Raw genomic sequence first — 25,557 nt, 5'->3', positions numbered from 1 at the left:
CGGGGTCGCGGCAAGAGCCTGCACCGCGGCGATGCCTACATGCCCGGCCTTGCGCGCCCCGGCCGTTAGCCTAGCCGCCCGGGCAGCTGCTGCCTGGCCGGTCCTGCGCTTCCCGCCAGTGCAGCCGAACTTTGTTTCCCCGGTATGTCAGGGCTGCGCGGCCGATGTGGCGCCGGCGGCTTCAGTGTTCGCCCCGCCGCCTGCCTGGCTGCCGCTGGCCGCCTCGCGTGCCTGAGTCGGCTGCGCCGCAGGCGCGCCGCTGAAGTCGCCCGCATAGACGCGCGACATGCCACCCGCCTGCATATAGCGCCGGATCGCGGCGTTGACCGATTCCGTCGTGGCCGCGCGCAGCCGAGCCTCGAGTTCCGCGGTGAAGGCCATGGTGCGGCCCAGGTAGAGCTGGTTGGCAAGCGCACCCGCCAGCGCCGCGTCATTGCTGCGGCTGACCGTGCCCTGCTGCAGCAGGCCGCTGACCGCTTCTGCCAGTTCCGGTGCGGTGATGCCGTCACGTGTGAAGCGCTCGAGCTCGTCGGCGACCGCGCGCTGCAAGCGCGCGAGGTTCTGCGGCGCGTATTGCGCCTGCACGCCGAAGCGGCCGGCGCGGTCGAGCGCGCCCACCTGTACCCAGCTGCTGGCGCCATAGCTCAACCCTTCCTGCTGGCGCAGGCGGTCGGCCAGCCGGCTGCGCAGGCTGGCACCACCCAGCACGCGGTTTGCGATCATCATCAGCGCATAGTCCGGCGAGTCGCTGGTCAGGTCGATCGGCGCCGCGGCCACGTAGACGGCATTGGCCTTGCCCGGCGCGGGCAGCGTGAATTCGGCCGGCGCAATCGGCACGAACGGCCGGTCGACGCGTTCAAACGGCTGCGCCGCGGTCCAGTCGCCGAACAGCTGCGCGACCTGCGCCGCCGCGGCCGGCGCATCGAAGTCGCCTACCAGGCTCAGTTGCGCATTGCCCGCGCCGTAGAAACGCGCGTGGAAATCGCGCACCTGCGCCAGCGTGGCCGCGCGCAGGTCGGCGATGTTCTCGGCAAAGCTGCGCGCGTGGCGCGGATCGCCCATGGGATACGGATCGCCGTGACGGCCCAGTGCGTTCGACGCCATCACGCCCGGCTGGCTCTGGATGCTTTCGATATCCGCGATGCTGGTCTTGCGCAGCGTCTCGAACTCCGCTTCGGGAAAGTCCGGCGCGCGCAGGATCTCGCGCAGCAGTGCCAGCAGTTCGGGCAGCTGCGTCCGGCGTGTCTCGAAGCTGACGGTCACGCGCTCCGAACTGCCGCCGATGCCGACGCGCGCGCGCAGCGCCTCGATGCGATCGGCGATCTGCTCGCGGTTCATGCCGGCGGCGCCGCGCCGAAGCATTGACGCGGTCATCGCCCCCACCGTGGTCAGCCCTTGCAGGCTCTGCACGTCGCCCATGCGCAGCACCAGCACGCCATGCACCACCTCGCCGCGCGCGGGCTTGGGCAACAGGGCTAGCTGCATGCCGTTGGCCAGCGTCTGGCGCGTGGTATGTGCGTCGATATTGGCGGGGCTGGGGTCGAACGGCGCGACCGCGGCCAGCGCCGGCTTGCCCTGGTAGCCGCTGACCATCGCGGCGACATCAGGCTTGCCGGGCACCTGCGCGCGGGCTGGCTGCGCGGACGGTACGAACAGGCCCACGGTGCGGTTTGACGACTGCAGGTAGTTCTGTGCCACGCGCTGCACGTCCGCCAGCGTGGTGGTCTCGATGCGATCGCGGTTCAGGAAGAACAGCCGCCAGTCGCCTTTTGCAATGGCCTCCGACAGGGCGATGCCAAGCGCGCCGGGGTCGCTCATGTAGTGGTCGTAGGCATTGCGCATGCGCACGCGTGCGCGTTCCAGCTCGGCTTCGGTCACGGGGGCCTCGGCAAAGCCTTCGACCTGCGTGATCAGGCCCGCGCGCGCGGCTGCCAGCGACTGGTCCCTGGACGTCTCCGCCATGAACAGCAGCGTGCCGGGGTCCTTCATCGCATAGAACGCGCTGCCGATCGAAGCGGCCTGGCCGCGCTCGACCAGCGCCTTGTACAGGCGCCCGCCGGGCGTGTCGCCGAGGATGATCGTCAGCAGCGACAGCGCCGTGGTGTCGGGATGTGCGCCGGGGCTGACGTGGTACTGCGCGGCCACCAGGCTGTTGTCGCCGGGCCGCATGATCACCAGTTCGCGCGCGCCTTCCTGCGCCGGCTCGACCGTATGCTCGGGCGGCAGCACGCGCGTGGGGCGCGGGATCGGGCCGAAGTAGCGCTCGATGCGTGCCAGCGTGGCGGCGGGATCGAACTTGCCCGCCACCACCAGCACCGCGTTGTCCGGCTGGTAGTAGCGCCGGTAGAACGCGCGCAGGTTGTCGATGCTGACGTTCTCGACGTCGCTGCGCGCGCCGATCGGTGCCTTGCCGTAGTTGTGCCAGCGGTATGCGGCGGACATGGTCTGCTGCATCAGCATGCGCGACGGGCTGTTCTCGCCCATTTCCATCTCGTTGCGCACCACAGTCATCTCGCTGTCGAGGTCGGCCTTGGACAGCACGCTGTTCACCATGCGGTCCGCTTCCATGCGCAGCGCCCAGTCGAGGTTTTCGTCGCTGGCGGCAAAGGTGCCGAAATAATTGGTACGGTCCTGCGTGGTGGTGCCGTTGACGCTCATGCCGCGCCGCGCGAACTCGGTCGGAATGGCCTTGCCCGGCAGCGAAGGCGTGCCCTTGAACAGCAGGTGCTCGAGCAGGTGGGCCATGCCGGTCTCGCCATAGTTCTCGTGGCGGCTGCCCACGAGGTAGGTGATATTGACCGTGGTGGTGGGCTTGGCCGCGTCCGGGGCCATGACGATGCGCAGGCCGTTGGGCAGGCGGTATTCGGTGATGCCCTCCACAGTGGCGACCTGCTGCGCCTGCGCAGGCGATGCCGCCGGCACCGGCTGCACGGGTTGCGCCGGCGCGGGCAGCGGGGCCAGCAAGGCAAGCATCGACAGGTGCAGGGCAAAACGGCGCATGGCATCTCCGGTGTGGGCTGGCTGCCGGGTAATGAGCTGAAGGGGGGCGCGGCAGTGGCGCAAAGCGCAATTCTAGCCGCCGCCCATACCCGGAACTGTGCCGCAGCCCACCTCTGCATGCCAGAGGGAAATGTCCGAATCCAGCCGGTGCCCAGGCGGCCGAAGCGGTAGCATGCCTGCATGAACCTTGATCCCGACACCTGCTACAAGGCCGTGGCATCGCATGACCGCCGCTTCGACGGGCGCTTCTTCGTAGGCGTCTCCTCGACCGGTGTGTACTGCCGGCCGGTGTGCGCAGTACGCACCCCCAAGCGCGAGAACTGCACCTTCTACGAAAGTGCCGCCGCCGCCGAGAAGCACGGCTTCCGGCCCTGCCTGCGCTGCCGCCCGGAACTGGCGCCCGGGCACGGGCTTGCCGATATCTCGGGCCGGCTCGCGCAGGCCGCCGCCACGCTGATCGACGAAGGCTTCATGGCCGAAGGCAGCGTCACCACGCTGGCCGCGCGCATCGGCGTGACCGAGCGGCATTTGCGGCGCCTGTTCGATGCGCAGTTCGGTGTCTCGGTGCTCGAGTACGCGCAGACCCAGCGGCTGCTGCTGGCCAAGCGCCTGCTGGCCGACACCGCGCTGCCGGTGACCGAGGTGGCGCTGGCGGCCGGCTTCGGCAGCGTGCGCCGCTTCAACGATGTGCTGAAGACGCGCTACGGCCTGACCCCGCTCGCGCTGCGCCGGCGCGCTGCCGACGGCGTGGCCGACCGGCTCGTGTTCGAGCTTGGCTACCGGCCGCCGCTGGCGTGGGAGGCGCTGCTGGGCTTCCTGGCCGCGCGCGCGGTGGATGGCATCGAAGAGATCCGCGACGGCGCCTATGCGCGCACGCTGCGCGTGGAAGCGGGCGGCACCGTGCATGACGGCTGGGTCCGCATTGAGCATGTGCCGCGCCGCATGGTGTTGCGCGTGACCTTGTCGGCGTCGCTGGCGCGCGCGATCCCGCAGGCGCTGGGCAAGGTGCGGCGCCTGTGCGACCTGGGCTGCCGCCCCGATGTGGTCGACCGCCATCTCGGCGAACTCGCGCAGGCCGTGCCGGGCATGCGGTTGCCGGGCAGCGTCGACGGGTTTGAGATTGCCGTGCGTGCGGTGGTGGGTCAGGTCATTTCGGTGGCGCACGCGCGCCGCATCCTGGCCGCACTGGCGCAGCGCGCGGATTCGGCGGCAACGCTGCCCGATGCCCTGCCGGGCAGTCTGCGCTACCTGTTCCCGAGCGCCGCCGCCATCGCCGCCATGCCGCCGCAGGACCTGCGCGACGCCGGCGTGCCGGCGGGCAAGGCGCACACGTTGCAGGCGCTGGCGCAGCGCGTGGCCGACGGCACACTCGCGCTTGACGCGCACGCGCCGCCCGAAGCGACCGTCGCGGCGCTGCGCGCCATCGACGGCATCGGCGACTGGACCGCGCAGTACGTCGCCATGCGCGCGCTGGGCTGGCCCGATGCCTTCCCTGGCACCGACTATGCGCTGCGCAAGGTGCTGGGCGTCGGCACCGTCAGTGCAATGCACGCGCGCACTGCGCAATGGGCGCCGTGGCGCGCCTATGCGGCGGTCCACCTGTGGCATCGCTATGAGACCATGAAGGACGCGCCCGCCGCGTCCGAACCGGAGACCATGACATGAGCAGCTATCGCCAGATCGACAGCCCGCTGGGCACCATGCTGTTGCGCGCGGAAGGGACGCACCTGACCGGCGTCTTCTTCGCGGGGCAGAAGTACTATCCCGCCAACGTGGCAGCAAGCAGTGGCGAAGCATCGCTGCAGGAGGCGGCCGTGCTCGAACGCGCCGCGCTGGAGCTGGCCGAATACTTCGCCGGCAAGCGCGACGCCTTTACCGTGCCGGTGCGCTTCGCGGGCAGCCCGTTCCAGCAGCGCGTCTGGCACGCGCTGCAGGCCATTCCATGCGGCGCAACGGCGTCCTACGGCGAACTGGCCGGCGCCCTCGGCCTGCCGCCGACGCACGCGCGCGCGGTCGGCGGCGCGGTGGGGCGCAACCCGCTGTCCGTCATCGTGCCCTGCCATCGCGTGCTCGGCACTGCCGGCGCGCTGACGGGCTACGCCGGCGGCATCGAGCGCAAGCGCGCGCTGTTGCGGCGCGAGGGTGTCGGCCCGGCGGGCGCTTGAGCCGGCGCCATGCCGCGCCTGTTTTTCGCCGTGGAAGTGCCGCCGGCGCGGGCGGAGCGGTTGCTGTCGACCCTGCCGGAGGCGACCGGCCTGCGCCCGGTGCCGGCCACGCAGGTTCATCTGACCCTGCATTTCCTCGGCGAATGCGGCGTGCCCGAGGCGCAGCTGAACGCCGCGCTCGACGGACTCGCAGCGCCCGCCTTCACGCTGCAGGCTGCAGGCACCGGCCGCTTCCGGACCGGCCAGGGCTCGGTGCTGTGGGCCGGCCTCGCGCCGGGTCCCGGGCTTGACGCACTGCGCGCGCTGCATGCCGCGGTGGGGCAGGCGCTGGCACAGGCCGCCGGCATCGAGCCGGAGCGCCGCCGCTACCACCCACACCTGACGCTGGCACGCTGCCGCCCGACGGTACCCGAGGCCATGTTGCGCGCCTGGCTCGACGCGCAACGGATGCTCGCCAGCGATCCCTGGCCGGTGCAGCGGCTGGTGCTGTTCGAAAGCCGGCTGGGACCGCAGGGCGCGGAGCACCTCGTGCTGCAGGCGTGGCCACTGGCCCGGCCTGCTGCTACGCCAGGTTGCTGAGCCCCAGCGCGGCCCCGAGCCCGCACAGCGCCGACCCGATGGCGCCGTCCAGCAGACGTTGGCGGCGCAGCATCGCCGCCCGCAACGCCGGCGCGGCGAATACACCGGCCACCAGGCTGAACCACGCCAGGTGCGCCAGCGACATGAACGCACCGTAGCCGAACTGCACCGGCACCGGCGTGTGCGCGTCGACCACCTGCGTATAGGTGCTGACCACGAACAGCGTGCATTTCGGGTTCAGCGCATTGGTCAGGAAGCCCATGCGCAAGGCCGCGGCCGGCCGCAGTGCCGGGGCGCCGTGCAGGTCGACCGCCAGCGGCGCGCGCCGGCGCAGCGTCTGCAGGCCGATCCACACCAGGTAGGCCGCGCCCAGCGCCTTCACCACCGTCAGCACGCTGTGCGCATGCGCCATCAGCAGCGCCACGCCGAACATCGTGTACAGCACATGGACCTGCACCCCCATTGCGATGCCAAGGGCGCTGAGCAGCCCGGCGCGGCGGCCGTACAGGTAGCTGTTGCGGGTCACCATGGCGAAATCCGGGCCGGGGCTGACCACGGCGAGCACGGTCACGGCGGCGACCGCCAGCGGTTCGACGACTGGAAGGGCAACTGGAATCATTTTGTGTGAGGTTACGTTGTGGTTGAGAGCCGATCGCCGCCGCCGGACTAGGCCGGCACGGCAAAGCGTACCCAATTCTGCGTGCCACAAACGAGACCCACAACCGATATATACTCGCGCAAATACGTGAGAAAAACTGACTGAAAATCCCGATGCACTGGCTGGGCTGGATCCGCTTTTTCGAGGCTGCCGCACGCCACGAGAGCTTCGTGCGCGCGGCCGAAGAACTGCACCTGACCCACGGCGCGGTCAGCCGGCAGATCCGCCAGCTGGAAGACACGCTCGGCGTGGCACTGTTCGAGCGGCGCAACCGCGGCGTCTTCCTGACCGATGCGGGGCGCACGCTGTTCGCCGCCGCTTCACAGTCAATGGAGATGCTGGCCGGCGCCGCGGCGCGCATCCGCACCCAGCCGCCTGGCCGGGCGCTGGTGCTGTCGTGCGAGCCGACCGTGGCAATGCGCTGGCTGATCCCGCGCCTGCCGCGCTTTGCCGCGCGCCACCCTGACATCCCGCTGCACCTGATGGCGGCGGGCGGCCCGATCGATTTCGCGCGCAGCGGCGCCGACCTGGCGCTGCGGCGCAATGACTTCGCCTTCGAGCCGCGCTGGCACGCGCGCGAGGTGGCGCAGGAATGGGTCGGGCCGGTGTGCCGCCCGCTGCTGGCCCAGGGTCCCGCCGCTGTTCCGGCACGGCTGCATACGCGCACCCGGCCCGATGCCTGGCAACGCTGGCTGGCTGCCGCCGGCCCTGACGCGCAGGCCGTCCGCTTCGAGGGCGATGCCTGGTACGAGCACTTCTACCTGAGCCTGCAGGCCGCGGCGGCGGGCCTCGGCTGGGCCATGGCTTCGCGGCTGATGGCCGCCGACGAGATCGCCGACGGGCGCCTGGCTGCCCCGTTCGGCTTCACGCCGGACGGGTCGGCGTACCATCTGTTGTCGCCGGCGCCGTTCGAGCACGACACGCGCCGGCTGCTGCTGCTCGCGTGGCTGCGCGACGAGGCGCAGGCAATGCTGGCGCCGGCCGCATCCCCGGCGGGGCCGCCATTGGAGCCGAAGGACGCCTGAAAGCGGCGCAGGCGCTACCCCCCGTAAGTCTGTGCTCAAGTTCTGCCACAGTTTTGCCGAAGGTGTCGCCATGAGTCTTGCCGGACGCGGGGGCACGCGCTTAACATGCGGCGCGCGGCCGGCAGGCCGACTGGCTGCCGCGCCCCCACTACACCCCCAGCCGGCGGCATCCCGCTATACCAGACGTTGCGTGAATCCATGAATCAGCACGAAGCCACCGGGGCCGGCACCGGAACCGAGACCGACACTGCCGCCGCCGACACGCCGGCGGACGATCGTTACCGCCTCACGCACAACTCCCAGATCGGCACCGTGCTGCGCGACCTGTCGTGGCAGAAGTGCATGCTGAGCGTGCGCACCCGTACCGGGCACCAGTTCGTCACCTCGATCCTGCAGGTCGATCCGGTCAACCGGACCTTCGTGTTCGACTGGTGCAATGCCGACGCCGAGCGGCAGTCGCTGATGACCTCGGAAGAGAATGCATTCTCGGGTTTGCTGCGCGGCGTGCCGGTGAACTTTATGGTGGGGCAGCCGGCCGCGACCCGCTTCGAGCAAGGCCCGGCCTTTGTCGTCGAATTTCCGGAGAAGCTCTATCACTTCCAGCGCCGCCGCCATTTCCGCGCGCGCACACTGGTGACCAAGGGCTACCGCTGCGAAATCCGGGGCGCCGACAATGCGCTGCTGTGCCTGGACATTGCCGACCTGTCGCTGTCCGGCGTCGGGCTGCGCTCCAAGAGCGTCACCGAGGAACAGTTGCCGGTCGGTACCACCGTGGCCAAGTGCCGTCTCGACTTCCGCGAGCTGGGCAAGGTCGAGCTCGACCTGCAGGTGGTTGGCCACTGGCTGGTCGGCCATGACGGCAACGCCATCCACCACTTCGGCTGCGCCTTTATCAATCCGGACGGCCGTATGGAGAACTTCCTGCAGCGGCTGGTATTCGCGCTGGAGCTGGCGCACCGGGGCTGAACATCCCGGCGCGCGAGGCGCGGCCCGTCAGGAGCCGATCAGCCGCCCGATGGCCGCCGCGGCTTCGCGCATCGGCGGCAGCAGCCGCGTGATCATCTCGCTTTCCGGTACGCGCGCGGCGCGCACGCTCACGCTCAGGCCAGCCAGCACGATGCCGGAGGCCGAGCGCACCGGCACGGAAATCGCGCGCAGGCCCGGCTCCAGCTCCTCGTCGACGATCACGTAGTCGACTTCGCGTGCCCGCGCGAAGCATGCCTCCAGCTCCTGCCGCGACACCTTGGTCTGCAGCGTGCGCGGACGCAGCTCGGCATGCTCGAAAAAGCCGTCGAGCACCGAGGCCGGCTGGTGCGCCAGCAGCAGCCGGCCGTTGGAGGTGCAGTAGGCCGGCAGGCGGCTGCCCATGCCCAGCGAGTAGTTCAGGACCCGCTGCACTTCGGAGCGGACCAGGTAGAGGATGTCGGTGCCGTCGAGGATGGCCAGCGCGCAGGTCTCGTGGATGCGCGCGCTCAGGTTGTCCAGGATCGGCTGCGCCAGCGACACCAGCGAGGTCGAAGAGAAATACGCATGCCCCAGGTGCAGCACCCGCGGGCGCAGCGCGAACTGGCCCTCCTGCTGGCTGACATAGCCAAGCTGCTCCAGCGTATAGAGGCAGCGCCGCACCGAGGCGCGCGACAGCTGCGTGCGCTGCGCCACCTGCGAGATGGTCAGCGGACGCTTGCGTTCCGAGAAGGCCTCCAGCACGGTCAGCCCGCGCGCCAGCGACAGCATGAAATTGGGATCGCCGGCAAAGCTGCTCAGCAAATCGGCCTGCGGCCGGGCGACGCGGACGGTGTCGGCCTGTGCATGGCCGAGACCGATGGGGCGGAGGACTTCCATTGGGCTGTGCTTGTCCGGGTTCGTTGTTCGATAATCGCGCAATCTTAAACCGGCTTGGCGCAACGGGCCAGCATTGCGTGCATCCAACTGTGTCCCGGTGGCCACGATGCGCGTTTAGTGATCGATGCGATACCTCCCGAGCAGGTGGCGTTGCACCAGCACCGTCAGGAAGCCCGCCGCCATGAAGGTCAGCGTGGCCACCAGCGAGCGCACCGGACCACGCGACAGGCCGCTGTGAAATGGTGAAACCGATCTGCATGGAAACCTCCGCGAGTGCGGCCGGCAGCGCGGCCCGAGGCGGGGATAGGAGGTGGGCAACCATGCTCGCGGCCGTTGCCCGAATGCGGCGACCGCCCATAAAAAAGTCGCCGCTGGGGCAGCGGCGACCGGGGAAGGGTCGTCATTCAAGAGGGGGTCTTGCTGACGGGAAAAGTATAGACCTTTGAATTAAGACATTACATACAACTTCGGTGGGGTACGCTCGCATCACACGCGCGGCCCACGTTGCGGTGGACCCGCGTCTCAGAACGGCTTGCCGAGGAAGAGGTAGAAGCTGTATGTCCCGGCCGCGGCCCGGCCATAGGCGAAATAGAGTGGCCCGAGCGGGCTGTCCAGCGCCAGGAACAGCGATCCCGACTTGAGCAGCCCGGTCGGGCTTCCCGGCACCAGCGGCGCACCCATGCGGCCTGCCTCCAGCGAGAAGCCGGCGTAGATGCCCTGCAGCAGCGTCTGCCGCGCCAGTTTGTTGTAGTAGACCAGCCGCGCAAACTGCAGGTTGCCGCCCAGCAGTTGCCCGGTCGCATAGCCGGATTGCTGCAGGAAGCCGCCCCACTGGAACAGGTCATAGCGCGGCAGCGGGTTGCCGACATTGGTGCCGGCCTTGAGCCCGAGCGACACGGTATGGTTTCCGATCGAATGGGCATACACCAGGTCGCCCTGCGCCTTGATATAGGAATCGTCGGCACCGAGTCCCGGTTGCGAGGCATAGACCCGCAACGAGCCAGCATAGCCGAAGCGCGGGAAGTCGACGCTGTCGAGCTGGTCGAAGAAGAGCCGGCCGGTAATTGCGCCGCGCTTGATCCTGCCGGGGCCCGGCGACAGCGCCTCCGGGCCGGTGCTCAGCGTGGCGTCCAGCGTGCCGGTCTGCACGCCCAGCCGCAGCTCACCGTACTTGGTGAACTGGCTGCCCACGTCCAGCGCTACGTCAAGGCGGCGCAGGTCATAGGTGGCCAGGCGGGTGCTGCCCTGGAACACGTTGACCGGGCGGCGCTCCAGCTCGATGCGCGGGGCGATGAAGAAGTACTGGCGCGTGTTCAGCGGCTGGTAGAACTCGCTCGTCAGCGAAGTAGTCTGGCCCACCTGCAGATCGGTGCGCCATTCGGCGCCAAGCGAGTTCAGCCAGGTGCGCCGGTAGCTGCCGATCAGGTTGAAGAACGCATCGCCGCGGAAGTCCGTGCTGAGCCCGAGGCCAAAGCGCAGGTAGTCCGGCCCGTACGATTTCTCGACCGCATTGACCACCAGGATGCGCTTGCCCGGCTCTTCCATGATGCCGTAGTTGACGTGCTCGAAGTCGCCGGTGCCGAACAGCCGCCGCATGTCCTGGTCGAGCGTGGCCTGGTCAAGCGGCTCGCCCGGCTTGGTCTCCATCACCGCCGTCGCAAACTCGGGATTGACGCGGTGCAGCGGCGCCAGCTCGATCGCATCCACCGGCCGCGTGTCGGGCGGCGACACCGCCTGCTGCGCCGCGCGCAGCTGCGCATACTGCGCCGGCGGCAGTGCCAGCGGCGCGAGGCGCTCGGCCACCTTGCGCGCCGCGGCTTCGCCGATGGGGATGGTGGCGGTCAGGTGGTCGAAGTCGGTCGCGGAAAAATCGCCGAGCGCGGGCTCGATCAGCACGTCGGCGGGGCCCAGCGAGGCCAGCGAGGCGCGCACGTTCTGCTCGGTCAGGATGTTGAGCATCTGGCCTGTCACGCCGATGACCGAGGTCAGCTCCTCGCGCTTCATCAGCGGCGTGCCGAGGTTGACGGCGATGATGACATCGGCGCCCATCGCGCGCGCCACGCCGACCGGCAGGTTGTCGGTGAGCCCGCCGTCGACCAGCAGCCTTCCCTGGTATTCCGCCGGCGCCACCGCGCCCGGCACCGACATGCTGGCGCGCATCACGTTGGCCAGCTCGCCGGCGTTGAACACGACCGGCGTGCCGGCGACGAGGTCGGTGGCGACGGCGCGGTAGGGGATCGGCAGCTTGTCGAAGTCGCGGTAGCCGGGCGTGCGCGCCAGCTGGCGCAGCACCGTCTCAAGCTGCACGCCCGAGACCGCGCCCTTGGGCAGCAGCAGCCCTCTCGTTTGCACGCCGATCTCGGGCGTGAACAGGTTGGTGAAATCGTCCTGCTTGCGGCGCACGGTCAGGTCCTTGCGCGGCGGGCGTTCCTTGAACAGCTTTTCGGTGCTCAGCCCGCTGACCAGCCGTTCCATCTCGGCGGGCGACATGCCGGTGGCATAGGCGCCGCCCACCAGCGAGCCCATGCTGGTGCCGGCGATGCAGTCCACCGGCACGCGCAGATCCTCCAGCACCTTGAGCACACCGATATGCGCGGCGCCGCGCGCACCGCCGCCGGACAGCACCAGGCAGATGCGCGGACGCGCGCCGCGGGCCGGCGCGGCGCTCACGGCGGGTGTGTCGATCGCGGCGGGTGCCGGGGGCATGATCGCTGGTGCCGGCGCGAGTGCGGAGTCAGGCGTTGCGTCCGGCGCTGCGTCCGGCGCGGCCCGGGCGCCAACGGCAAGGCAAGCCGCCAGCGCGAGCGCTGCCAGCCGCAGGATCCGCAACCCCCAGGGTGTGGCTGCCTTCATGTCGTCGTCCGTTCAGCAGGCAGCCGCAATGCGGCGCCGGTTGCCCGGTCTGTGCGCGGCCGGGATGGGCGTCGGCTTATCTTCGGGCAAAACGCGGCGCACGGGCCGCCTGGAGTGCGCGCCGCAAAACAATTCATCATGCCGCTCGGAAGCGTGCAGATCGGCATCCGCTGCCGGGAGCGCACTGCACAGGCCGCTTGCAGTGACTAAGATGAACGCAGACCAGGGCGGGCGCAGCCCGCACAGAGGGGGAATCGCCATGACCGCACTGGTGGAGTGGACCCGCGAACATACCTGCCGGCTGTTCCCGATGTCGGCCGAATACCATCGCGCCGGGGGCAGCGAGGTGCAGGTGAGCTGGCAGGCCGAGCCGCCCGGCTCGCCCGGCCGCTGCCGCATCAGCGCGTCGCTGGCATTCGACCAGGACGTGATTGACGCCGTCTACCTGGCCGACCCGGCCGAGCTGGCCCGCATCGGCGCGCGGCTGGCAGACGTGGTGGCGCGCTGGCTTGCCGACGACGACATCGCCTGCCTGTCCGGCACCGCGCTGGTGATCCCGGTCGGAAGCGTGCTGCTGAACCACTGAGCGCCACTGGCCCGGCGCTGCAGCCACGTGGCGGGTGGCGGGGTGGTCGGCGGCGTGGTGGGCGGCGTGGGGGCGGCGTGGGGGCGGCGTGGTTGGCGCCGGCGGCATATACTGGCGGCTGATCCGCCATTTCCGCCCGCAGCGGCGTGCAGTCCGTGTCCCAAGTGTCTCCCGTCAACCCTGTCGCCAACCCCGCGGACGACCCGCGCCCCGTGCCGCCCGAACGGCCCGGCGACGACGAATGCTGCGGCTCCGGCTGCGATCCGTGCATCTTCGATTTCTACTACCAGGAGCTGGACCGCTATCGCGAGGAACTGCGCGCGTGGGAGGCGCGCCACGCGGCGCGGCACGCGGAGGATCCGGCCAGTTGAACGCGCTGCTCGACTTCGTGCGGCGCCATCCGCGCCTGTTCGTGCTGACCGGCGCCGGCATCAGCACGGATTCCGGCATCCCCGGCTATCGCGACGCGCGCGGCCAGTGGCAGCGTTCGCAACCGATCACGCTGCAGGCCTTCCTAGGCTCGCACGCCGGGCGCCAGCGCTACTGGGCGCGCAGCATGCTTGGCTGGCCGGTGGCGTGGCAGGCGCGGCCCAACGGCGCGCACCATGCGCTCGCCCGGCTGGGCGAGCATGGCCGCCTGGGCGCGCTGGTCACGCAGAATGTCGACGGCCTGCACCAGCGCGCCGGCAGCCGCGACGTGATCGAGCTGCACGGCAGCCTGGCCAGCGCCATTTGCCTGGACTGCGGCGCACGCCATGACCGCGCCGGCCTGCAGGACTGGCTGCTGGACCAGAACGCCGCGCTGCGCGACGTGATCGCCGAGCCCGCCGCCGATGGCGACGTGCATTTCGAATCGCCGCTGTTCGCGCAGTTCCGCGTGCCCGAGTGCGGGCGCTGCGGCGGCATCCTCAAGCCTGACGTGGTCTTCTTCGGCGAGTCGGTCCCGCGCGTGCGCGTCGATGCCGCGCGCGCGGCGCTCGAGGCCGCCGACGCGGTGCTGGTGGTGGGCTCGTCGCTGATGGTGTATTCGGGCTACCGCTTCTGTGTCTGGGCCGGGCAGATGGGCAAGCAGGTGGCGGCGCTCAACCTGGGCACCACGCGCGCGGACGATATGCTGGCGCTGAAGGTCGAAGCCGGCTGCGCGCCCACGTTGCAGGCGCTGGTGGCGCAGCTCGAATCGGACACTGCGCGCTGAACTCCGGCGCGACCCGGCACACCACCCGTTGACGCGGCCGCCTTGCAGGCATAGCATCGCCAGATCTTCGAATCCTTTCCCGATTTCGTCATGAACGCAGACCGCCAACGCCCCGTCATCGCCGCGCCACCGTGCGACGCGATGCCGCGCGTGCGTCGCCAGCCTGCGTTCGTCGCTGTCGCACCGCCGCCGTTCTCCGCCGGCGCGCATCCGCCCCCGCCGCCACGCGGCTGACGGGCGCGCATCGCGGCCCGCATCACAGCTCCCCGGTTTTCACGCCTGCGCGTGCCTGACGGCACGGCAGCCGCGCGCCTGTGCGCCGCTGCCGGCTGCCGCAGTTGCTATGCGCGCTTGCGCGCCGGGGTCTGCCAGGCTTTCGACAGATGACATCCATGACCACCGAAAAAGACTGCGCGGCGCAACTGGGCGCCGCGACCCACGCCCGGCATGCGGTATCCGCCGCGTTCTGGGCCACACCCCTGTTCGTGCTGCTGTGGAGCAGCGGCGCCATCGCGGCGCGCCTCGGGCTGGACCATGCCACGCCCTTTGCCTTGCTGACGCTGCGCTTCGCCATCACGCTGGCGGTGCTTGGCGCCATCGGCCTGGCAAGCGGCCACCTGCTGCCGCCGCGCGGCGAACGGCTGCATGTGGCGCTGACCGGCCTGCTGCTGATTGGCGGCTACGCCGTGTTCTACTTCCTTGCGCTCGACCATGGCATGACGCCTGGTGTGCTGGCCACCGTGCTGGGCGCGCAACCGATGCTGACCCTGCTGCTGACCGAGCGACGCTACAGCACCACCCGCATCGCGGGCCTGGCGCTCGCGCTCGCCGGGTTGGCACTGGTGGTCGCCGACAGCCTGCTGCTGGCACGGCTTTCTGTGGCGGGCGTGTCGTGCGGGCTGGCAGCGCTGGCCTGCATGACCGTCGGCGCCATCCTGCAGAAGCGCATCGCGCGCGCGCCGGCGCAGGTGTTGCCGCTGCAGTATGGCGCCAGCCTCGCGGCATGCCTGCTGTGCCTGCCGTTCCAGCCCTTTGCCTTCGAGGTATCGCTGGCGTTCGCGCTGCCGCTGCTGTGGCTGACGCTCGGCATCTCGATCGGCGCCACGCTGTTGTTCTACCGCCTGATCCGCGCGGGCAACCTGGTCAATGTGACCAGCCTGTTCTACCTGGTGCCTGCGGGCACCGCGGTGCTGGACTACCTGCTGCTGGGCAACCGGATGGCGCCGCTGGCGCTTGCCGGGATGGCGGCGGTGCTGGCGGGACTGGCGCTGGTGTTCCGCGGCGCGCGCGAAACGGCGCGGCGTTAGCGGTTCTTCACTTCAACCCGCACTTCTTCCTTGCCGACCGTGATGGTCCCCGGCTCGACCTCCTTGCCGCCGAAGTGCAGTTCCTCGGGCTTGAAGGTATAGACCGGATAGTCCTTCAGCAGCTGCTGCGCAACGACCGCGCCAATGGCGTTGAGTTGCTCGCGGTACTGGGCCATGCCGGCAACTTCCACCTGTTGCACCGTGGGGTTGTCGAGCAGCACGGCCCGCTTGCCGGAGTCGTAGCGCACGCCGCTGTTGAGCGCCAGCTTGCCGTCGACCGGCGGCGAGGGCAGCAGCGCGTTGGTCAGGCGGGCCTCGACATGGGTGATGAGCCGGTTGCTGGCCTCGTCTAGCACCAGCCGGGGGTGGCTAAGCTGTACGGTCACCACTTCCGCGTAGCGCAGCGTGGCGGGAAAACGCTGATCCAGCGCGGCCTGCAGTTCCTGGCGGGTGAGCGTGTATTCGCCGGTCCAGACGTTGTAGCCGGCCAGCGCGGGCGTAGCCGCGGCGAAGACGGCCGCGGCGGCAAGGAGCAGGGAGGGGCGCAGGCGCATGTGGCGGATGGTGCGCGCCTTGACGGCGCGGCGTGGATGGAGTCAGCCAGTCAGACCGCGCGCGCGGGATGGCGTTCCGTCACATAGCCCCGGCGCGCATGCGCGCAGGTCAGTAATGCGGCGGGATTTCCTGCAGGGGATCGGACTCTGCCGCCGTCGACGTGGCGCTGCGCAATTGCTGGTACAGCGCGCGGAACTGCTCCTGCAGCAGGTCGATCTGCTGCTGCTGGCGCGCCACCGTGGTGTTGAGCGTTTCGAGCAGGTCTTCCTGGAAGGCGAGCTTGATTTCGAGTTCGGTGATGCGTTCGTCCATGGCGCGTGGCTGTCGTGGGTTCGCCGGTTTCTCCGGCTGGCGGCGCGCATTGTAATCCCGTATGCCGATGCCGCCGGCGAAACCGCACGCGCCGCGCTTACTTCTGCTCGGTGATCAGCATCCACATGACGCCAAAGCGGTCGCTCACCATGCCAAATTGCTCGGCGAAGAAAGTCTTGTCCAGCGGCATCACCACCTGGCCACCTTCCTTCAGGCCGTTGAAGGCATTTTCCACCCCGGCCTTGTCGGCAAAGCTGATTGTCAGCCCGAAGCCCTCGAACTTGGGCTGGTTCGAGCAGCGGCCGTCGGAAGCCATGATCACGCTGTCGCCGATCTGGAATTCCATGTGCATGACTTTGTCTTCCGTTCCCGGAGGCGCCTGGCAGCCGGGGTCGGCCTTTTGCGGCTCGGGATTTTCCTTGAACGTCATCCGCATATTGACCTTGGCGCCAAGGGTCTTCTTGTAGAACTCGACAGCTTCATCGCAACGGCCTTCAAAAAAGAGATAGGGCTGGACTTGCATGACAACTCCTGTAGAGAGAGCCGCCCGGGCGGGGCAGGCAGGAAGAACCTAGCCGGCGTACGGACGATGGCCTCGGGGATCCGGCAACGGGCGCAACGATTTGTGTACGCCGTCCACAATACCTTAGCAAACCAAGTGGCTGGTGTCCACATCAATGCGGGATCGGCCTCGGCTGGGGCGTGCATGCCGGGCTGTAGAATGCCCGCGAACCGTCACTATCCGGCTCTCGCCTGAACACCTTAGACATCCGGAGCTGCCTTGCGTTACGAATTGACCGACCTGCGCCTGTTCCAGGCGATCGCCGATGCACAAAGTCTTTCCGGCGGCGCTTCGGCCACGCATATCACCGCGTCGGCGGCCAGCTACCGGCTGAAGAACCTCGAGCATGCGATGGGCACGCCGCTGTTTGTGCGCACCGCGCGCGGCATGGAGCTGACGCCGGCCGGCGAGACATTGCTGGTCCATGTGCGCGAGCTGCTGCTCGGCGTCGAGCGCATGCACGGCGAGGTGGGCCGTTTCTCGGCGGGACTGAAGGGCAATATCCGGCTGCTGGCCAACAGCAGCTCGCTCAATGGCTTCATCATCCCGAGCGTGAGCCGCTTCCTGCTGGCCAACCCGGACGTGAACATCGACCTCGAAGAACGCGCCAGCCAGTCGATCCTGACCGCGGTCGCGGCGCATGAAGCCGACGTCGGCATTCTCGCCGGCGACTTCGAGACCACCGGCGTGCGCTCGGTGCGCTATGCGCGCGACGAACTGATCCTGGCGGTCGCGGCGGAGCATCCGCTGGCGCGCGAGCCGGAGGTTCGCTTCGGCGCGGCACTGGCTTTCGACTTTGTGTGCATGAGCCGCACCAGCAGCAACTTCCTGTTCCTGCGCGACATGGCGCAGCGCGCGGGCAAGAGCCCTAACGTGCGCCTGCATGCGCACAGCTTCGACGCGGTGCTGTCGCTGGCCGAGGCGGGGGTCGGGGTGGCACTCGTGCCGCGCAGCGTGGCGGCACAAGCGCTGCGCGATGCGCGCGTGGCGGGGGTGCGGCTGGCCGAGCCCTGGGCACTGCGCGAGCTCAACCTGATCGTGCGCGCCGACGGCAAGCTGCCGTCATTTGCCGAGGCGTTCGCGCAGTTCCTGCTCAACGATCCGCGCGTGGTGGCCACGCGCGAGGGCGGCGCCGTGGCCGGCACGGCGCCGTAATAGCGCAACCAGGGGGCGCAGGTCAGCGCTTCCGGTTCAGGAACGTGGCCATATGCTGCTGCGGCTCGCCGGTGTCGAACGCGCTGCCGAATTCCGCCACGCTGTTGTTGATCGAAACATCGACCGGCGCATCTTCCCATTCGCGCAATAAACGCTTCTGCTGACGCACGGCAACGGGACCGAAGCCCGCCAGCAGCGCGGCCACCCGCTCGACCTCCTGGTCCAGCGCATCCAGCGGCACCACGCGGCTGACCAGCCCCCACTGCAGCGCGTCTTCGGCGTTGGCGATCTCGCCCGTGAGCAGCAGCCATGACGCGCGCGCATTGCCGATCAGGCGCGGCATCAGCGCCGCGTGGATCACCGACGGGATGCCGACCTTGACCTCGGGCATGCCGAGCTGCGCATTGTCGGCGGCGATGCGGATGTCGCACGCCAGCGCCAGCTCCAGCCCGCCGCCCAGGCACCAGCCCGGCATGCGCGCGATCACCGGCGCCGGGCAATGGCGCACCGCGTCGCAAAGGCGGCGCAGGCCGCTGATGAATGCCTGCGCGCTGGCGCGGTCCAGCGCGGCCATTTCCTTGATATCGGCGCCGCCGACAAAGCCCTTGTCGCCGCTGCCGCGCAGCACCACCACGCGCACCGCATCGTTGGCGGCCAGCGCCTCGATCGCGCGCGTGACCGAGGCGATCACCGGCGTGCCGAGGATGTTGAGGGAACCCGCGTCGCGGATGGTGACGGTGGCAATGCCGCGCGCGTCGACGTCGACGCCGGCGTATTGTTCCTGGATGGTTTCGCTCATGTCGTTCCTTGCTGGTGGCTGGCTTACTGGAGCCTGGTGAACCGGATATCGTCGACGACCTTCTTCCAGTGCGCATTCTGCCCGCGCACCAGGTCGGAGAAGGCCTGGCGCGAGGTGGGCGCGGGGATCGCGCCCTGCTTCTCGATCGCGGCGATCACGTCGGGTTCGGCCAGCACCTTGCGCACGGCCTGGTTCAGCTTGTCGAGGATGGGGGCGGGCGTGCCGGCCGGCGCGCCGAGCCCGAACCACGACGGGTTGTTCATCGCCGGCAGGCCGGCTTCGGCATAGGTCGGCACGTTGGGCAGCACCTTCAGGCGCTGCTTCGCCGCAACCGCAAGCGGCTTCAGCCGGCCACCCTGGATCAGCGCGGACGACGAGGGGATGTTGTCGAACACGACCTGGATCTGGCCCGCGACCGCATCGTTGAGCGCCGGGCCCAGGCCCTTGTAGGGCACATGCAGCATGCGCGTGCCGGTGGCGTTCATGAACAGCTCGCCGTTCATGTGGCTCAGGCCGCCGTTGCCCGACGAGCCAAACGAGTACTTGCCGGGATTGGCTTTCAGCAGCCTGATGAACGCCTGCAGGTCGGTGGCCGGAAACGACGGGTTGACCACCAGCACGTTCGGCACGTCGGCGAGGTTGCTGATCGGTGCGAAGTCCTTCACCGGGTCATACGCGGTCTTGACGTAGACGTTGGGATTGACCGCGTGCGAGCTTTCCACCTCCATCACCAGCGTGTAGCCGTCGGCGGGCTGCTTGGCGGCATAGGCGCTGCCCACCGCGCCGCCGGCGCCCGGGCGGTTCTCGACCACCACCGGCTGGCCCAGCACCGGGCCCAGATGGGTGCCGACGATGCGGGCGATGATGTCGGTGGTGCCGCCCGCGGCGTAGGGCACGACCAGCTTGATCGGGCGGTCGGGGTAGGCGCTGGCCTGCGCGGCGCCGGCAGTGGCGAGCGCTGCGAACAGGGCAACGGTGGAAAGGACTGGCTTCATCGGTTGTCTCCGGAGCAGGGTTTGTGTGTCTTGCAGGGCAATCAATTCGCGGCGCTCTGCTCGCCCAGCAGCGGCGGCGGCATGAGCGGGCCGTCGTGGCCCGCCAGCATCGGGTTGCGCACCATCGGCACGCGGCCCATGACGGGATGCTCCGCTACCCGCATCAGGCCGCGGTGCTGCACCTGCGGGTGGGCGAAGACTTCGTCCATGGTGTGGATCGGGCCCCAGGGCACGCCGTTGGCGTCGAACGCTTCGGTCCATTCGATGCGCGTGCGCGTGGGGAAAAGCTCGGCCAGCAGCGCGCGCAGCGCCGGCAGGTGCTCGATGCGCGCCGAATTGGTGGCGTAGCGCGGGTCTTGCGCCAGCTCGGGCATGCCCGCCACCGCGCAGAAGCGCGCGAACTGGCCGTCATTGCCGATCGCCAGGATCAGGTGGCCGTCGGCGCAGCGGAACACTTCATACGGCGCGCAGTTGGGATGCGCATTACCGCTGCGCTGCGGGTTCTGACCAGAGACCAGGTAGTTGGCGGCCTGGTTGGCATTCATCGCCACGGCCACGTCGAGCAGCGCGATATCGAGATGCGCGCCCGCACCGGTCGACTGCCGCTGGTACAGCGCGGCCAGCACCGCCGAGGTCGCATACATGCCGGTGCTCAGGTCCACCACCGCCACGCCGGTGCGCAGCGGCCCCGCGCCCGGGGCGCCGTCGGGCTGGCCGGTATAGCTCATCAAGCCGCCCATGCCCTGGAACACGTAGTCATAGCCGGGCTTGTCGGCCATCGGCCCGTCCTGGCCGAAGCCGGTGATCGACAGGTAGACCAGGCGTGAGTTGATTGCCTTTAGGGCTTCGTAGTCGAGCCCGTAGCGACGCAGCGTGCCGACCTTGTAGTTCTCGACCAGCACGTCGGCCTCGCGCGCCAGCTCGCGCACCTGCGCGGCGCCTTCCGGCGTGCTGTAGTCGATTGCCACCGAGTGCTTGCCGCGGTTGCAGCAGATGAAGTACCCCGACAGGCGCGGACCGCCTTCGGTGCCGGCCGGCGCGTCGAGGTAGGGCGGGCCCCAGCCGCGGGTGTCGTCGCCGCGCCGGGGATGTTCGACCTTGGTCACCTCGGCGCCCAGGTCGGCCAGGTTCTGGGTGCACCAGGGACCGGCGAGGATGCGCGACAGGTCCAGGACCCGGATCCCTTGCAGGGCGCGATGCAGCATGACGACTCCGCTCTCAAAACGACGATGCGGCGCAGTATAGGGAGGGGTCCCGGGAGCTAACCAGTCGAGAGTTTTGAAGGGCGCGTTCGCGGCTTTTCAACGCTCCGCCGGGGTGCGGCCCGCGACCCGGCATTGGCCTGCGTTTGGCGCGTGGGCGCTGCCGTGTCACAATTCGCGTTTGGCACTGACTCGGCCCGTGACTCGGCCGGCCGCGTCGCCGTGCTTCCGCGCGCGCTGGCACCCTTCCGGGCGACGCGGCGGGAGCCCGCCCAAGAGCCGACAAATTCACTTAGATTTCTGGCGATGACTACCATCCTGCAGCACATTCCTACCGGCGAGCGCGTCGGTATCGCCTTCTCCGGCGGCCTTGACACCAGCGCGGCACTCCTCTGGATGCGCCAGAAGGGCGCCGTCCCCTACGCCTACACCGCCAACCTGGGCCAGCCCGACGAGCCCGACTACGACGATATCCCGCGCCGCGCCAAGGCCTACGGCGCCGAGGAAGCCCGCCTGGTCGACTGCCGCACGCAACTGGTGGCCGAGGGCATCGCCGCCCTGCAGTGCGGTGCGTTCCACATTTCCACCGCCGGCATCACCTACTTCAACACCACCCCGATCGGCCGCGCCGTCACCGGCACCATGCTGGTCGCCGCGATGAAGGAAGATGGCGTCAACATCTGGGGCGATGGCAGCACGTTCAAGGGCAATGACATCGAGCGCTTCTACCGCTACGGCCTGCTGACCAACCCCGGCCTGCAGATCTACAAGCCGTGGCTGGACCAGCAGTTCATCGACGAACTGGGCGGCCGCGCCGAGATGTCCGAGTTCATGCGCCAGAACGGCTTCGACTACAAGATGTCGGCCGAAAAGGCGTACTCGACCGACTCCAACATGCTGGGCGCCACCCACGAGGCCAAGGACCTGGAGCACCTGGATTCGGGCATCCGCATCGTCCAGCCGATCATGGGCGTGCAGTTCTGGCGCGATGACGTCGAAGTCAAGCGCGAGGAAGTCACCGTGCGCTTCGAGGAAGGCCAGCCGGTCGCGCTGAACGGCCAGACCTTCGCCAACAGCGTCGACCTGTTCATGGAAGCCAACCGCATCGGCGGCCGCCATGGCCTGGGCATGAGCGACCAGATCGAAAACCGCATCATCGAAGCCAAGAGCCGCGGCATCTACGAAGCCCCGGGCCTGGCGCTGCTGTTCATCGCCTACGAGCGCCTGATCACCGGCATCCACAACGAAGACACCATCGAGCAGTACCGCGACAACGGCCGCCGCCTGGGCCGCCTGCTGTACCAGGGCCGCTGGTTCGACCCGCAATCCATCATGCTGCGCGAAACCGCCCAGCGCTGGGTGGCCGGCGCCATCACCGGCGAAGTCACCATCGAACTGCGCCGCGGCAACGACTACTCGATCCTGAACACCACCTCGCCCAACCTGACCTACAAGCCGGAACGGCTGACGATGGAAAAGGGCGAGTCGATGTTCACGCCGCTGGACCGGATCGGCCAGCTGACCATGCGCACGCTGGATATCGTCGATACGCGCGAGAAGCTGCAGACGTACGCCAAGACCGGCCTGCTGTCGACGCAGGTGAGCGCTTCGCTGCCGAAGCTGGAAGACTGAGTGGGGTCGCGCCGGTTGGCACGATTTGCCAGGTAAGCAAAACCGGCGCCTTTGGGTGCCGGTTTTTTTTCGCCGTCTCCGGCAACACCGGCTGGACGGCTCAGTGCGTGTTGTGTAAAGTTGCGCAAATGAAGAGCGCGGACCTGATCAGGCAACTGATGTCCGACGGCTGGTATTTGACGCACATCGTCGGATCGCACCATCAGTTCAGGCACCCCACCAAACCAGGAAAGGTAACGGTGCCTCACCCGAAGAAAGACCTGCCACTCGGCACGGTGCGCAGCATCCTCAAGCAGGCCCGCCTCCGGTAACAGAAAATTTTTTCTGATCGCCCCATGCTATATCCCGTCCATATCGAGCCCGGCGACGCAAAGCACGCCCACGGCATCTCGTTTCCGGATTTCCCCGGATGCTTTTCCGCTGCCGATGACTGGGCGGACATTCCAGCCAACGCGCAGGAGGCTGTCGAAGCCCACTTTGCCGACGGGGAGCCGATTCCCGAACCATCCAGTCCGGAGCGCTGGTTTCATCATCCGCAGTATCAGGGCGGCATCTGGATGCTGGTCGACATCGACTTGTCGCGCGTCAACACAAGAGCCGTACGGGTGAACATCAGCTTGCCAGAGCGCTTGGTCCAGCAAATCGATGATGCTGCCAAAAGCCGGCATATGAGCCGATCGGCATTTCTCGCGCTGGCGGCACAGCACGAGATGGAACAAGGCTGATCGGCGGCTGACGCGATTCCCCATTGCGGCAGCGTACACTGTGGCCTCGAGACCACCGGAGCCACCCCCCATGCCCTCCCTCCGTACCCTCTACCCCGAAATCGAGCCCTACCACTGCGGCACGCTCGATGTCGGCGACGGCCACGTGCTCTATTACGAGCGCGTCGGCACGCCGGGCGCCAAGCCGGCGGTGTTCCTGCACGGCGGCCCCGGTGGCGGGATCTCGGCCGACCATCGGCGCCTGTTCGACCCGGCGCGCTATGACGTGCTGCTGTTCGACCAGCGCGGCTGCGGACGATCGACGCCGCATGCCGGGCTGGAGCACAACACCACGTGGCACCTGGTCGACGATATCGAGCGGCTGCGCGAACTTGCCGGCGTGGAGCGCTGGCTGGTCTTCGGCGGCTCCTGGGGCTCGACGCTCGCGCTGGCCTATGCGCAGAAGCATCCGCGGCGCGTCAGCGAACTGGTGCTGCGCGGCATCTACACGGTGTCGCAGGCAGAGCTGGACTGGTACTACCAGTATGGCGTGTCCGAGATGTTCCCCGAGAAATGGGAGCGCTTCCAGGCGCCGGTGCCCGAAGCGGAGCGCGGCAACATGATGGCGGCCTATCGCAAGCTGCTGACCGGCGACGACAAGGACAAGCAGGTCGAAGCCGCGCGTGCCTGGAGCGTGTGGGAAGGCGAGACCATCACGCTGCTGCCGGATGCCGGCAACAGCGCCAAGCATGACGACAGCCACTTCGCGCTTGCCTTTGCGCGGCTGGAGAACCATTACTTCACGCACCGCTGCTGGCTGGAGGATGGCCAGCTGCTGCGCGATGCGTACAGGCTGGCGGATATTCCCGGGGTCATCGTACATGGCCGCTATGACATGCCGTGCCCGGTACGCTATGCGCATGCCCTGCACAAGGCCTGGCCGAAGGCCGATTTTCACCTGATCGAAGGGGCGGGCCATGCGTGGACGGAACCGGGGATCATGGACCAGCTGATCGCCGCCACGGACCGCTTCGCCGCGGCGTAGTGCTGGCGCGCCGACAGGAGACCACGATGCAGCTCTTCGCACGCGCCGTCGACGAGGCGCGGCCCTATCGCTCGCTCTTTCCGCCGGGCGCGCCGGACCGGGACTGAAAGCAGCCGGCGATCGCCGGCGGCAAGCGACAGGATGCCATTCGCGCCTCCGGCCGCCGCTCAGCGCAAGCGGCCATGTGTCGCGAGCAAGGTCAGAGGACGCGCCAGCAGTGTACTGGCCAGCGCCATCAGCAGCAGCCCCGAGAATGCCGTCGTGCTGATGACGCGCGCGTCCAGCAGCACGGTCAGCACCACCACCTCGACCAGTCCCTTGGTCTGCAGCAGCGCGCCCAGCGCGAGCGACTTGCGCCAGCCCATGCCCGCGCGCAGCGCCGGCAGCGCAACGCCGGCCATCTTGCCGGCAATGGCGACGACCAGCGACAGTGCGGCGATCCACAGCGTCATCGGTTCCTGCAGCGAAATCTCGGTACGCAGCCCGGCGGCAAGGAAGAAGAATGGCAACAGCACCACCACCGTCATCGGTTCCAGCTGCTGGCGCACGCGCTGTGCCGCCTGCGACGGCCAGGCCAGCCCGGCGACGAAGCCGCCCATCACGTGATGCAGCCCGGCCAGCTCGCCCAGGAATGCCGACGCCAGCACCAGGAAGAAGGCGACCGCCAGCAGTAGTTCCGTCTCCTGCGCGCGGCGCAGCAGCCAGGCGAGCGCGGGGCGCACCACGCCGAACATGAAGGCGAGGTAGGCGCCGGCGCGCACTCCGGTCACCAGCGCGCTGGCGCCTTGCTGGCTGCCCTGCTGCAGCAGCACCAGCGTCAGGAACAGCCACACCCACGCGTCATTGACCGCCGCGCAGCGCAGCGCGAGCTGGCCCAGCGGCGTGCCGGTCAGCCGCATCTCGCGCAGCAGCGCGCCTAGCACGGGCAGCGCGGTGACCGCGGTGCAGATCCCCATCGCGCAGGCGAACCAGTAGGGATCGGCATGCTCGCCCGCCACCGGCCAGCCGGCGCGGATCATCCACCATCCCGTCACGCCGCCGAGCACGAACGGCGCCGCGATGCTGCCCAGCGAGATGCGCAGGGTGTCATGCCAGTGCGTCGTCGCCGCGTCTTCGCGCAAATGCAGGCCGGTCAGGAAGCAGAACAGCGTCACGGCGAGCCATTGCAGGCCGGACAGCATCGGCAGGTGATCGGGGCCGAACAGCGCCGACCAGCGCTGGGGCGCCAGCTGGCCGAACACCGACGGCCCGAGCAGGATGCCGGCCAGCACCTGCACCGCCACCAGCGGAAAGGCGGCCTGCAGGCCCGCGCCGCGCCACAGCAGGTAGGGAAGCGCCACCACCAGCATGGCCTGCAGGAAGAAGATGCTTACCGCGTTCATCGGA

General features: G+C 68.9%; 26 protein-coding genes and 2 pseudogenes. 16 read left to right on the top strand and 12 right to left on the bottom strand.

What is annotated here, in order from left to right:
- Positions 1 to 147: 147 nt before the first annotated feature.
- Positions 148 to 3,000 (bottom strand): M16 family metallopeptidase, encoded by a 2,853-nt coding sequence (locus E0W60_RS05910; protein ID WP_135703338.1) that lies wholly within the window; start codon positions 2,998 to 3,000, stop codon positions 148 to 150.
- Positions 3,001 to 3,180: 180 nt separating this feature from the next.
- Between E0W60_RS05910 and E0W60_RS05905 the strand changes: the two genes are divergently transcribed.
- Genes E0W60_RS05905 through thpR form a run of 3 tightly spaced genes read left to right on the top strand, consistent with a single transcriptional unit; the run spans position 3,181 to position 5,744 of the window.
- A complete protein-coding gene (locus E0W60_RS05905; RefSeq protein ID WP_135703337.1) occupies positions 3,181 to 4,665 on the top strand; it encodes an AlkA N-terminal domain-containing protein in 1,485 nt (494 codons plus the stop codon).
- The gene (locus E0W60_RS05900; protein ID WP_135703336.1) at positions 4,662 to 5,165 is read left to right on the top strand and encodes a methylated-DNA--[protein]-cysteine S-methyltransferase; all 504 of its coding nucleotides are present in this window, start codon (positions 4,662 to 4,664) and stop codon (positions 5,163 to 5,165) included. The genes E0W60_RS05905 and E0W60_RS05900 overlap by 4 nt, the downstream gene beginning before the upstream one ends.
- A gap of 9 nt (positions 5,166 to 5,174) precedes the next feature.
- Positions 5,175 to 5,744 (top strand): RNA 2',3'-cyclic phosphodiesterase, encoded by a 570-nt coding sequence (thpR, locus tag E0W60_RS05895; protein WP_135703335.1) that lies wholly within the window; start codon positions 5,175 to 5,177, stop codon positions 5,742 to 5,744.
- On the opposite strand, the gene E0W60_RS05890 is transcribed toward thpR, so the two are convergent.
- Positions 5,728 to 6,363, bottom strand: coding sequence for a LysE family transporter (locus E0W60_RS05890; RefSeq protein WP_133095592.1), 636 nt, complete (start codon positions 6,361 to 6,363; stop codon positions 5,728 to 5,730). The genes thpR and E0W60_RS05890 overlap by 17 nt on opposite strands.
- 152 nt (positions 6,364 to 6,515) lie before the next feature.
- Here E0W60_RS05890 and E0W60_RS05885 point away from each other — a divergent pair, with 152 nt between their 5' ends.
- Both E0W60_RS05885 and E0W60_RS05880 read left to right on the top strand, forming a co-directional pair.
- Complete coding sequence (locus tag E0W60_RS05885; RefSeq protein ID WP_135703334.1) at positions 6,516 to 7,427, top strand: LysR substrate-binding domain-containing protein; 912 nt, start codon at positions 6,516 to 6,518, stop codon at positions 7,425 to 7,427.
- A gap of 198 nt (positions 7,428 to 7,625) precedes the next feature.
- On the top strand, positions 7,626 to 8,393 hold the full coding sequence (locus E0W60_RS05880) for a flagellar brake protein (RefSeq protein ID WP_133095594.1): 768 nt from the start codon (positions 7,626 to 7,628) through the stop codon (positions 8,391 to 8,393).
- Positions 8,394 to 8,420: 27 nt separating this feature from the next.
- On the opposite strand, the gene E0W60_RS05875 is transcribed toward E0W60_RS05880, so the two are convergent.
- From E0W60_RS05875 to E0W60_RS05865, 3 genes and pseudogenes are all read right to left on the bottom strand, one after another.
- On the bottom strand, positions 8,421 to 9,269 hold the full coding sequence (locus E0W60_RS05875; protein ID WP_135703333.1) for an IclR family transcriptional regulator domain-containing protein: 849 nt from the start codon (positions 9,267 to 9,269) through the stop codon (positions 8,421 to 8,423).
- A 114-nt stretch (positions 9,270 to 9,383) separates the two neighbouring features.
- Positions 9,384 to 9,500, bottom strand: a pseudogene (locus E0W60_RS38310) (YeeE/YedE family protein); the annotation flags it as partial.
- 291 nt (positions 9,501 to 9,791) lie between these two features.
- Complete coding sequence (locus E0W60_RS05865) at positions 9,792 to 12,122, bottom strand: patatin-like phospholipase family protein (protein ID WP_135703331.1); 2,331 nt, start codon at positions 12,120 to 12,122, stop codon at positions 9,792 to 9,794.
- Between the two features lie 211 nt (positions 12,123 to 12,333).
- Between E0W60_RS05865 and E0W60_RS05860 the strand changes: the two genes are divergently transcribed.
- The 5 genes from E0W60_RS05860 (at position 12,334) to E0W60_RS05845 (ending at position 15,210) form a co-directional block, all read left to right on the top strand.
- On the top strand, positions 12,334 to 12,708 hold the full coding sequence (locus E0W60_RS05860) for a hypothetical protein (RefSeq protein WP_240745747.1): 375 nt from the start codon (positions 12,334 to 12,336) through the stop codon (positions 12,706 to 12,708).
- A 155-nt stretch (positions 12,709 to 12,863) separates the two neighbouring features.
- Entirely contained in the window at positions 12,864 to 13,079 is a 216-nt protein-coding gene (locus tag E0W60_RS05855) for an oxidoreductase-like domain-containing protein (protein ID WP_371704433.1), read from the top strand.
- A complete protein-coding gene (locus E0W60_RS05850) occupies positions 13,076 to 13,903 on the top strand; it encodes an NAD-dependent protein deacetylase (protein ID WP_133095598.1) in 828 nt (275 codons plus the stop codon). Before E0W60_RS05855 ends, E0W60_RS05850 begins: the two co-directional genes overlap by 4 nt.
- Positions 13,904 to 13,993: 90 nt before the next feature.
- On the top strand, positions 13,994 to 14,137 hold the full coding sequence (locus E0W60_RS36970; protein WP_167884557.1) for a hypothetical protein: 144 nt from the start codon (positions 13,994 to 13,996) through the stop codon (positions 14,135 to 14,137).
- A gap of 158 nt (positions 14,138 to 14,295) precedes the next feature.
- A complete protein-coding gene (locus E0W60_RS05845) occupies positions 14,296 to 15,210 on the top strand; it encodes a DMT family transporter (RefSeq protein ID WP_135703330.1) in 915 nt (304 codons plus the stop codon).
- Here E0W60_RS05845 and E0W60_RS05840 read toward each other — a convergent pair.
- From E0W60_RS05840 to E0W60_RS05830, 3 genes are all read right to left on the bottom strand, one after another.
- Positions 15,207 to 15,764: a DUF1439 domain-containing protein gene (locus E0W60_RS05840; protein WP_135703329.1), complete on the bottom strand. Its 558-nt coding sequence runs from the start codon at positions 15,762 to 15,764 to the stop codon at positions 15,207 to 15,209. The two genes, E0W60_RS05845 and E0W60_RS05840, sit on opposite strands and share 4 nt — an antisense overlap.
- Before the next feature lie 109 nt (positions 15,765 to 15,873).
- Complete coding sequence (locus E0W60_RS05835) at positions 15,874 to 16,077, bottom strand: SlyX family protein (RefSeq protein ID WP_133095601.1); 204 nt, start codon at positions 16,075 to 16,077, stop codon at positions 15,874 to 15,876.
- Between the two features lie 97 nt (positions 16,078 to 16,174).
- Positions 16,175 to 16,600, bottom strand: a complete 426-nt coding sequence (locus tag E0W60_RS05830) for a VOC family protein (protein ID WP_133095602.1) — start codon at positions 16,598 to 16,600, stop codon at positions 16,175 to 16,177.
- A gap of 258 nt (positions 16,601 to 16,858) precedes the next feature.
- Between E0W60_RS05830 and E0W60_RS05825 the strand changes: the two genes are divergently transcribed.
- A complete protein-coding gene (locus E0W60_RS05825; RefSeq protein ID WP_133095603.1) occupies positions 16,859 to 17,794 on the top strand; it encodes a LysR family transcriptional regulator in 936 nt (311 codons plus the stop codon).
- Positions 17,795 to 17,816: 22 nt separating this feature from the next.
- Here the strand turns inward: E0W60_RS05825 and E0W60_RS05820 are convergent, their stop codons facing one another.
- From E0W60_RS05820 to E0W60_RS05810, 3 genes are read right to left on the bottom strand one after another with little or no spacing between them, the layout of a single operon-like run.
- Positions 17,817 to 18,593, bottom strand: a complete 777-nt coding sequence (locus E0W60_RS05820; RefSeq protein WP_135703328.1) for an enoyl-CoA hydratase — start codon at positions 18,591 to 18,593, stop codon at positions 17,817 to 17,819.
- 23 nt (positions 18,594 to 18,616) lie between these two features.
- Complete coding sequence (locus tag E0W60_RS05815) at positions 18,617 to 19,588, bottom strand: Bug family tripartite tricarboxylate transporter substrate binding protein (protein ID WP_135703327.1); 972 nt, start codon at positions 19,586 to 19,588, stop codon at positions 18,617 to 18,619.
- Between the two features lie 41 nt (positions 19,589 to 19,629).
- The gene (locus tag E0W60_RS05810; protein ID WP_135703326.1) at positions 19,630 to 20,793 is read right to left on the bottom strand and encodes a CaiB/BaiF CoA transferase family protein; all 1,164 of its coding nucleotides are present in this window, start codon (positions 20,791 to 20,793) and stop codon (positions 19,630 to 19,632) included.
- Positions 20,794 to 21,096: 303 nt separating this feature from the next.
- On the opposite strand from E0W60_RS05810, the gene argG reads away from it, so the two are divergent.
- The 5 genes and pseudogenes from argG to E0W60_RS37455 all read left to right on the top strand — a co-directional run.
- Positions 21,097 to 22,422, top strand: a complete 1,326-nt coding sequence (gene argG / locus E0W60_RS05805) for an argininosuccinate synthase (protein WP_135703325.1) — start codon at positions 21,097 to 21,099, stop codon at positions 22,420 to 22,422.
- A gap of 128 nt (positions 22,423 to 22,550) precedes the next feature.
- On the top strand, positions 22,551 to 22,733 hold the full coding sequence (locus E0W60_RS05800) for a type II toxin-antitoxin system HicA family toxin (RefSeq protein WP_135703324.1): 183 nt from the start codon (positions 22,551 to 22,553) through the stop codon (positions 22,731 to 22,733).
- A gap of 24 nt (positions 22,734 to 22,757) precedes the next feature.
- Positions 22,758 to 23,147 carry a type II toxin-antitoxin system HicB family antitoxin gene (locus E0W60_RS05795; protein ID WP_135703323.1) on the top strand — a complete coding sequence of 130 codons (390 nt, stop codon included), beginning with the start codon at positions 22,758 to 22,760 and terminating at the stop codon, positions 23,145 to 23,147.
- Positions 23,148 to 23,217: 70 nt separating this feature from the next.
- Positions 23,218 to 24,171, top strand: coding sequence for a prolyl aminopeptidase (gene pip, locus E0W60_RS05790; protein ID WP_135703322.1), 954 nt, complete (start codon positions 23,218 to 23,220; stop codon positions 24,169 to 24,171).
- A gap of 32 nt (positions 24,172 to 24,203) precedes the next feature.
- Positions 24,204 to 24,278, top strand: a pseudogene (locus E0W60_RS37455) (glutathione S-transferase family protein); the annotation flags it as partial.
- Between the two features lie 60 nt (positions 24,279 to 24,338).
- Here the strand turns inward: E0W60_RS37455 and E0W60_RS05780 are convergent.
- Entirely contained in the window at positions 24,339 to 25,553 is a 1,215-nt protein-coding gene (locus E0W60_RS05780; RefSeq protein WP_135703321.1) for a cation:proton antiporter, read from the bottom strand.
- Positions 25,554 to 25,557 lie beyond the last annotated feature (4 nt).

Source organism: Cupriavidus oxalaticus (genome assembly GCF_004768545.1).
Classification (GTDB): domain Bacteria; phylum Pseudomonadota; class Gammaproteobacteria; order Burkholderiales; family Burkholderiaceae; genus Cupriavidus; species Cupriavidus oxalaticus_A.
This window is presented reverse-complemented; position numbering and strand designations above follow the sequence as displayed.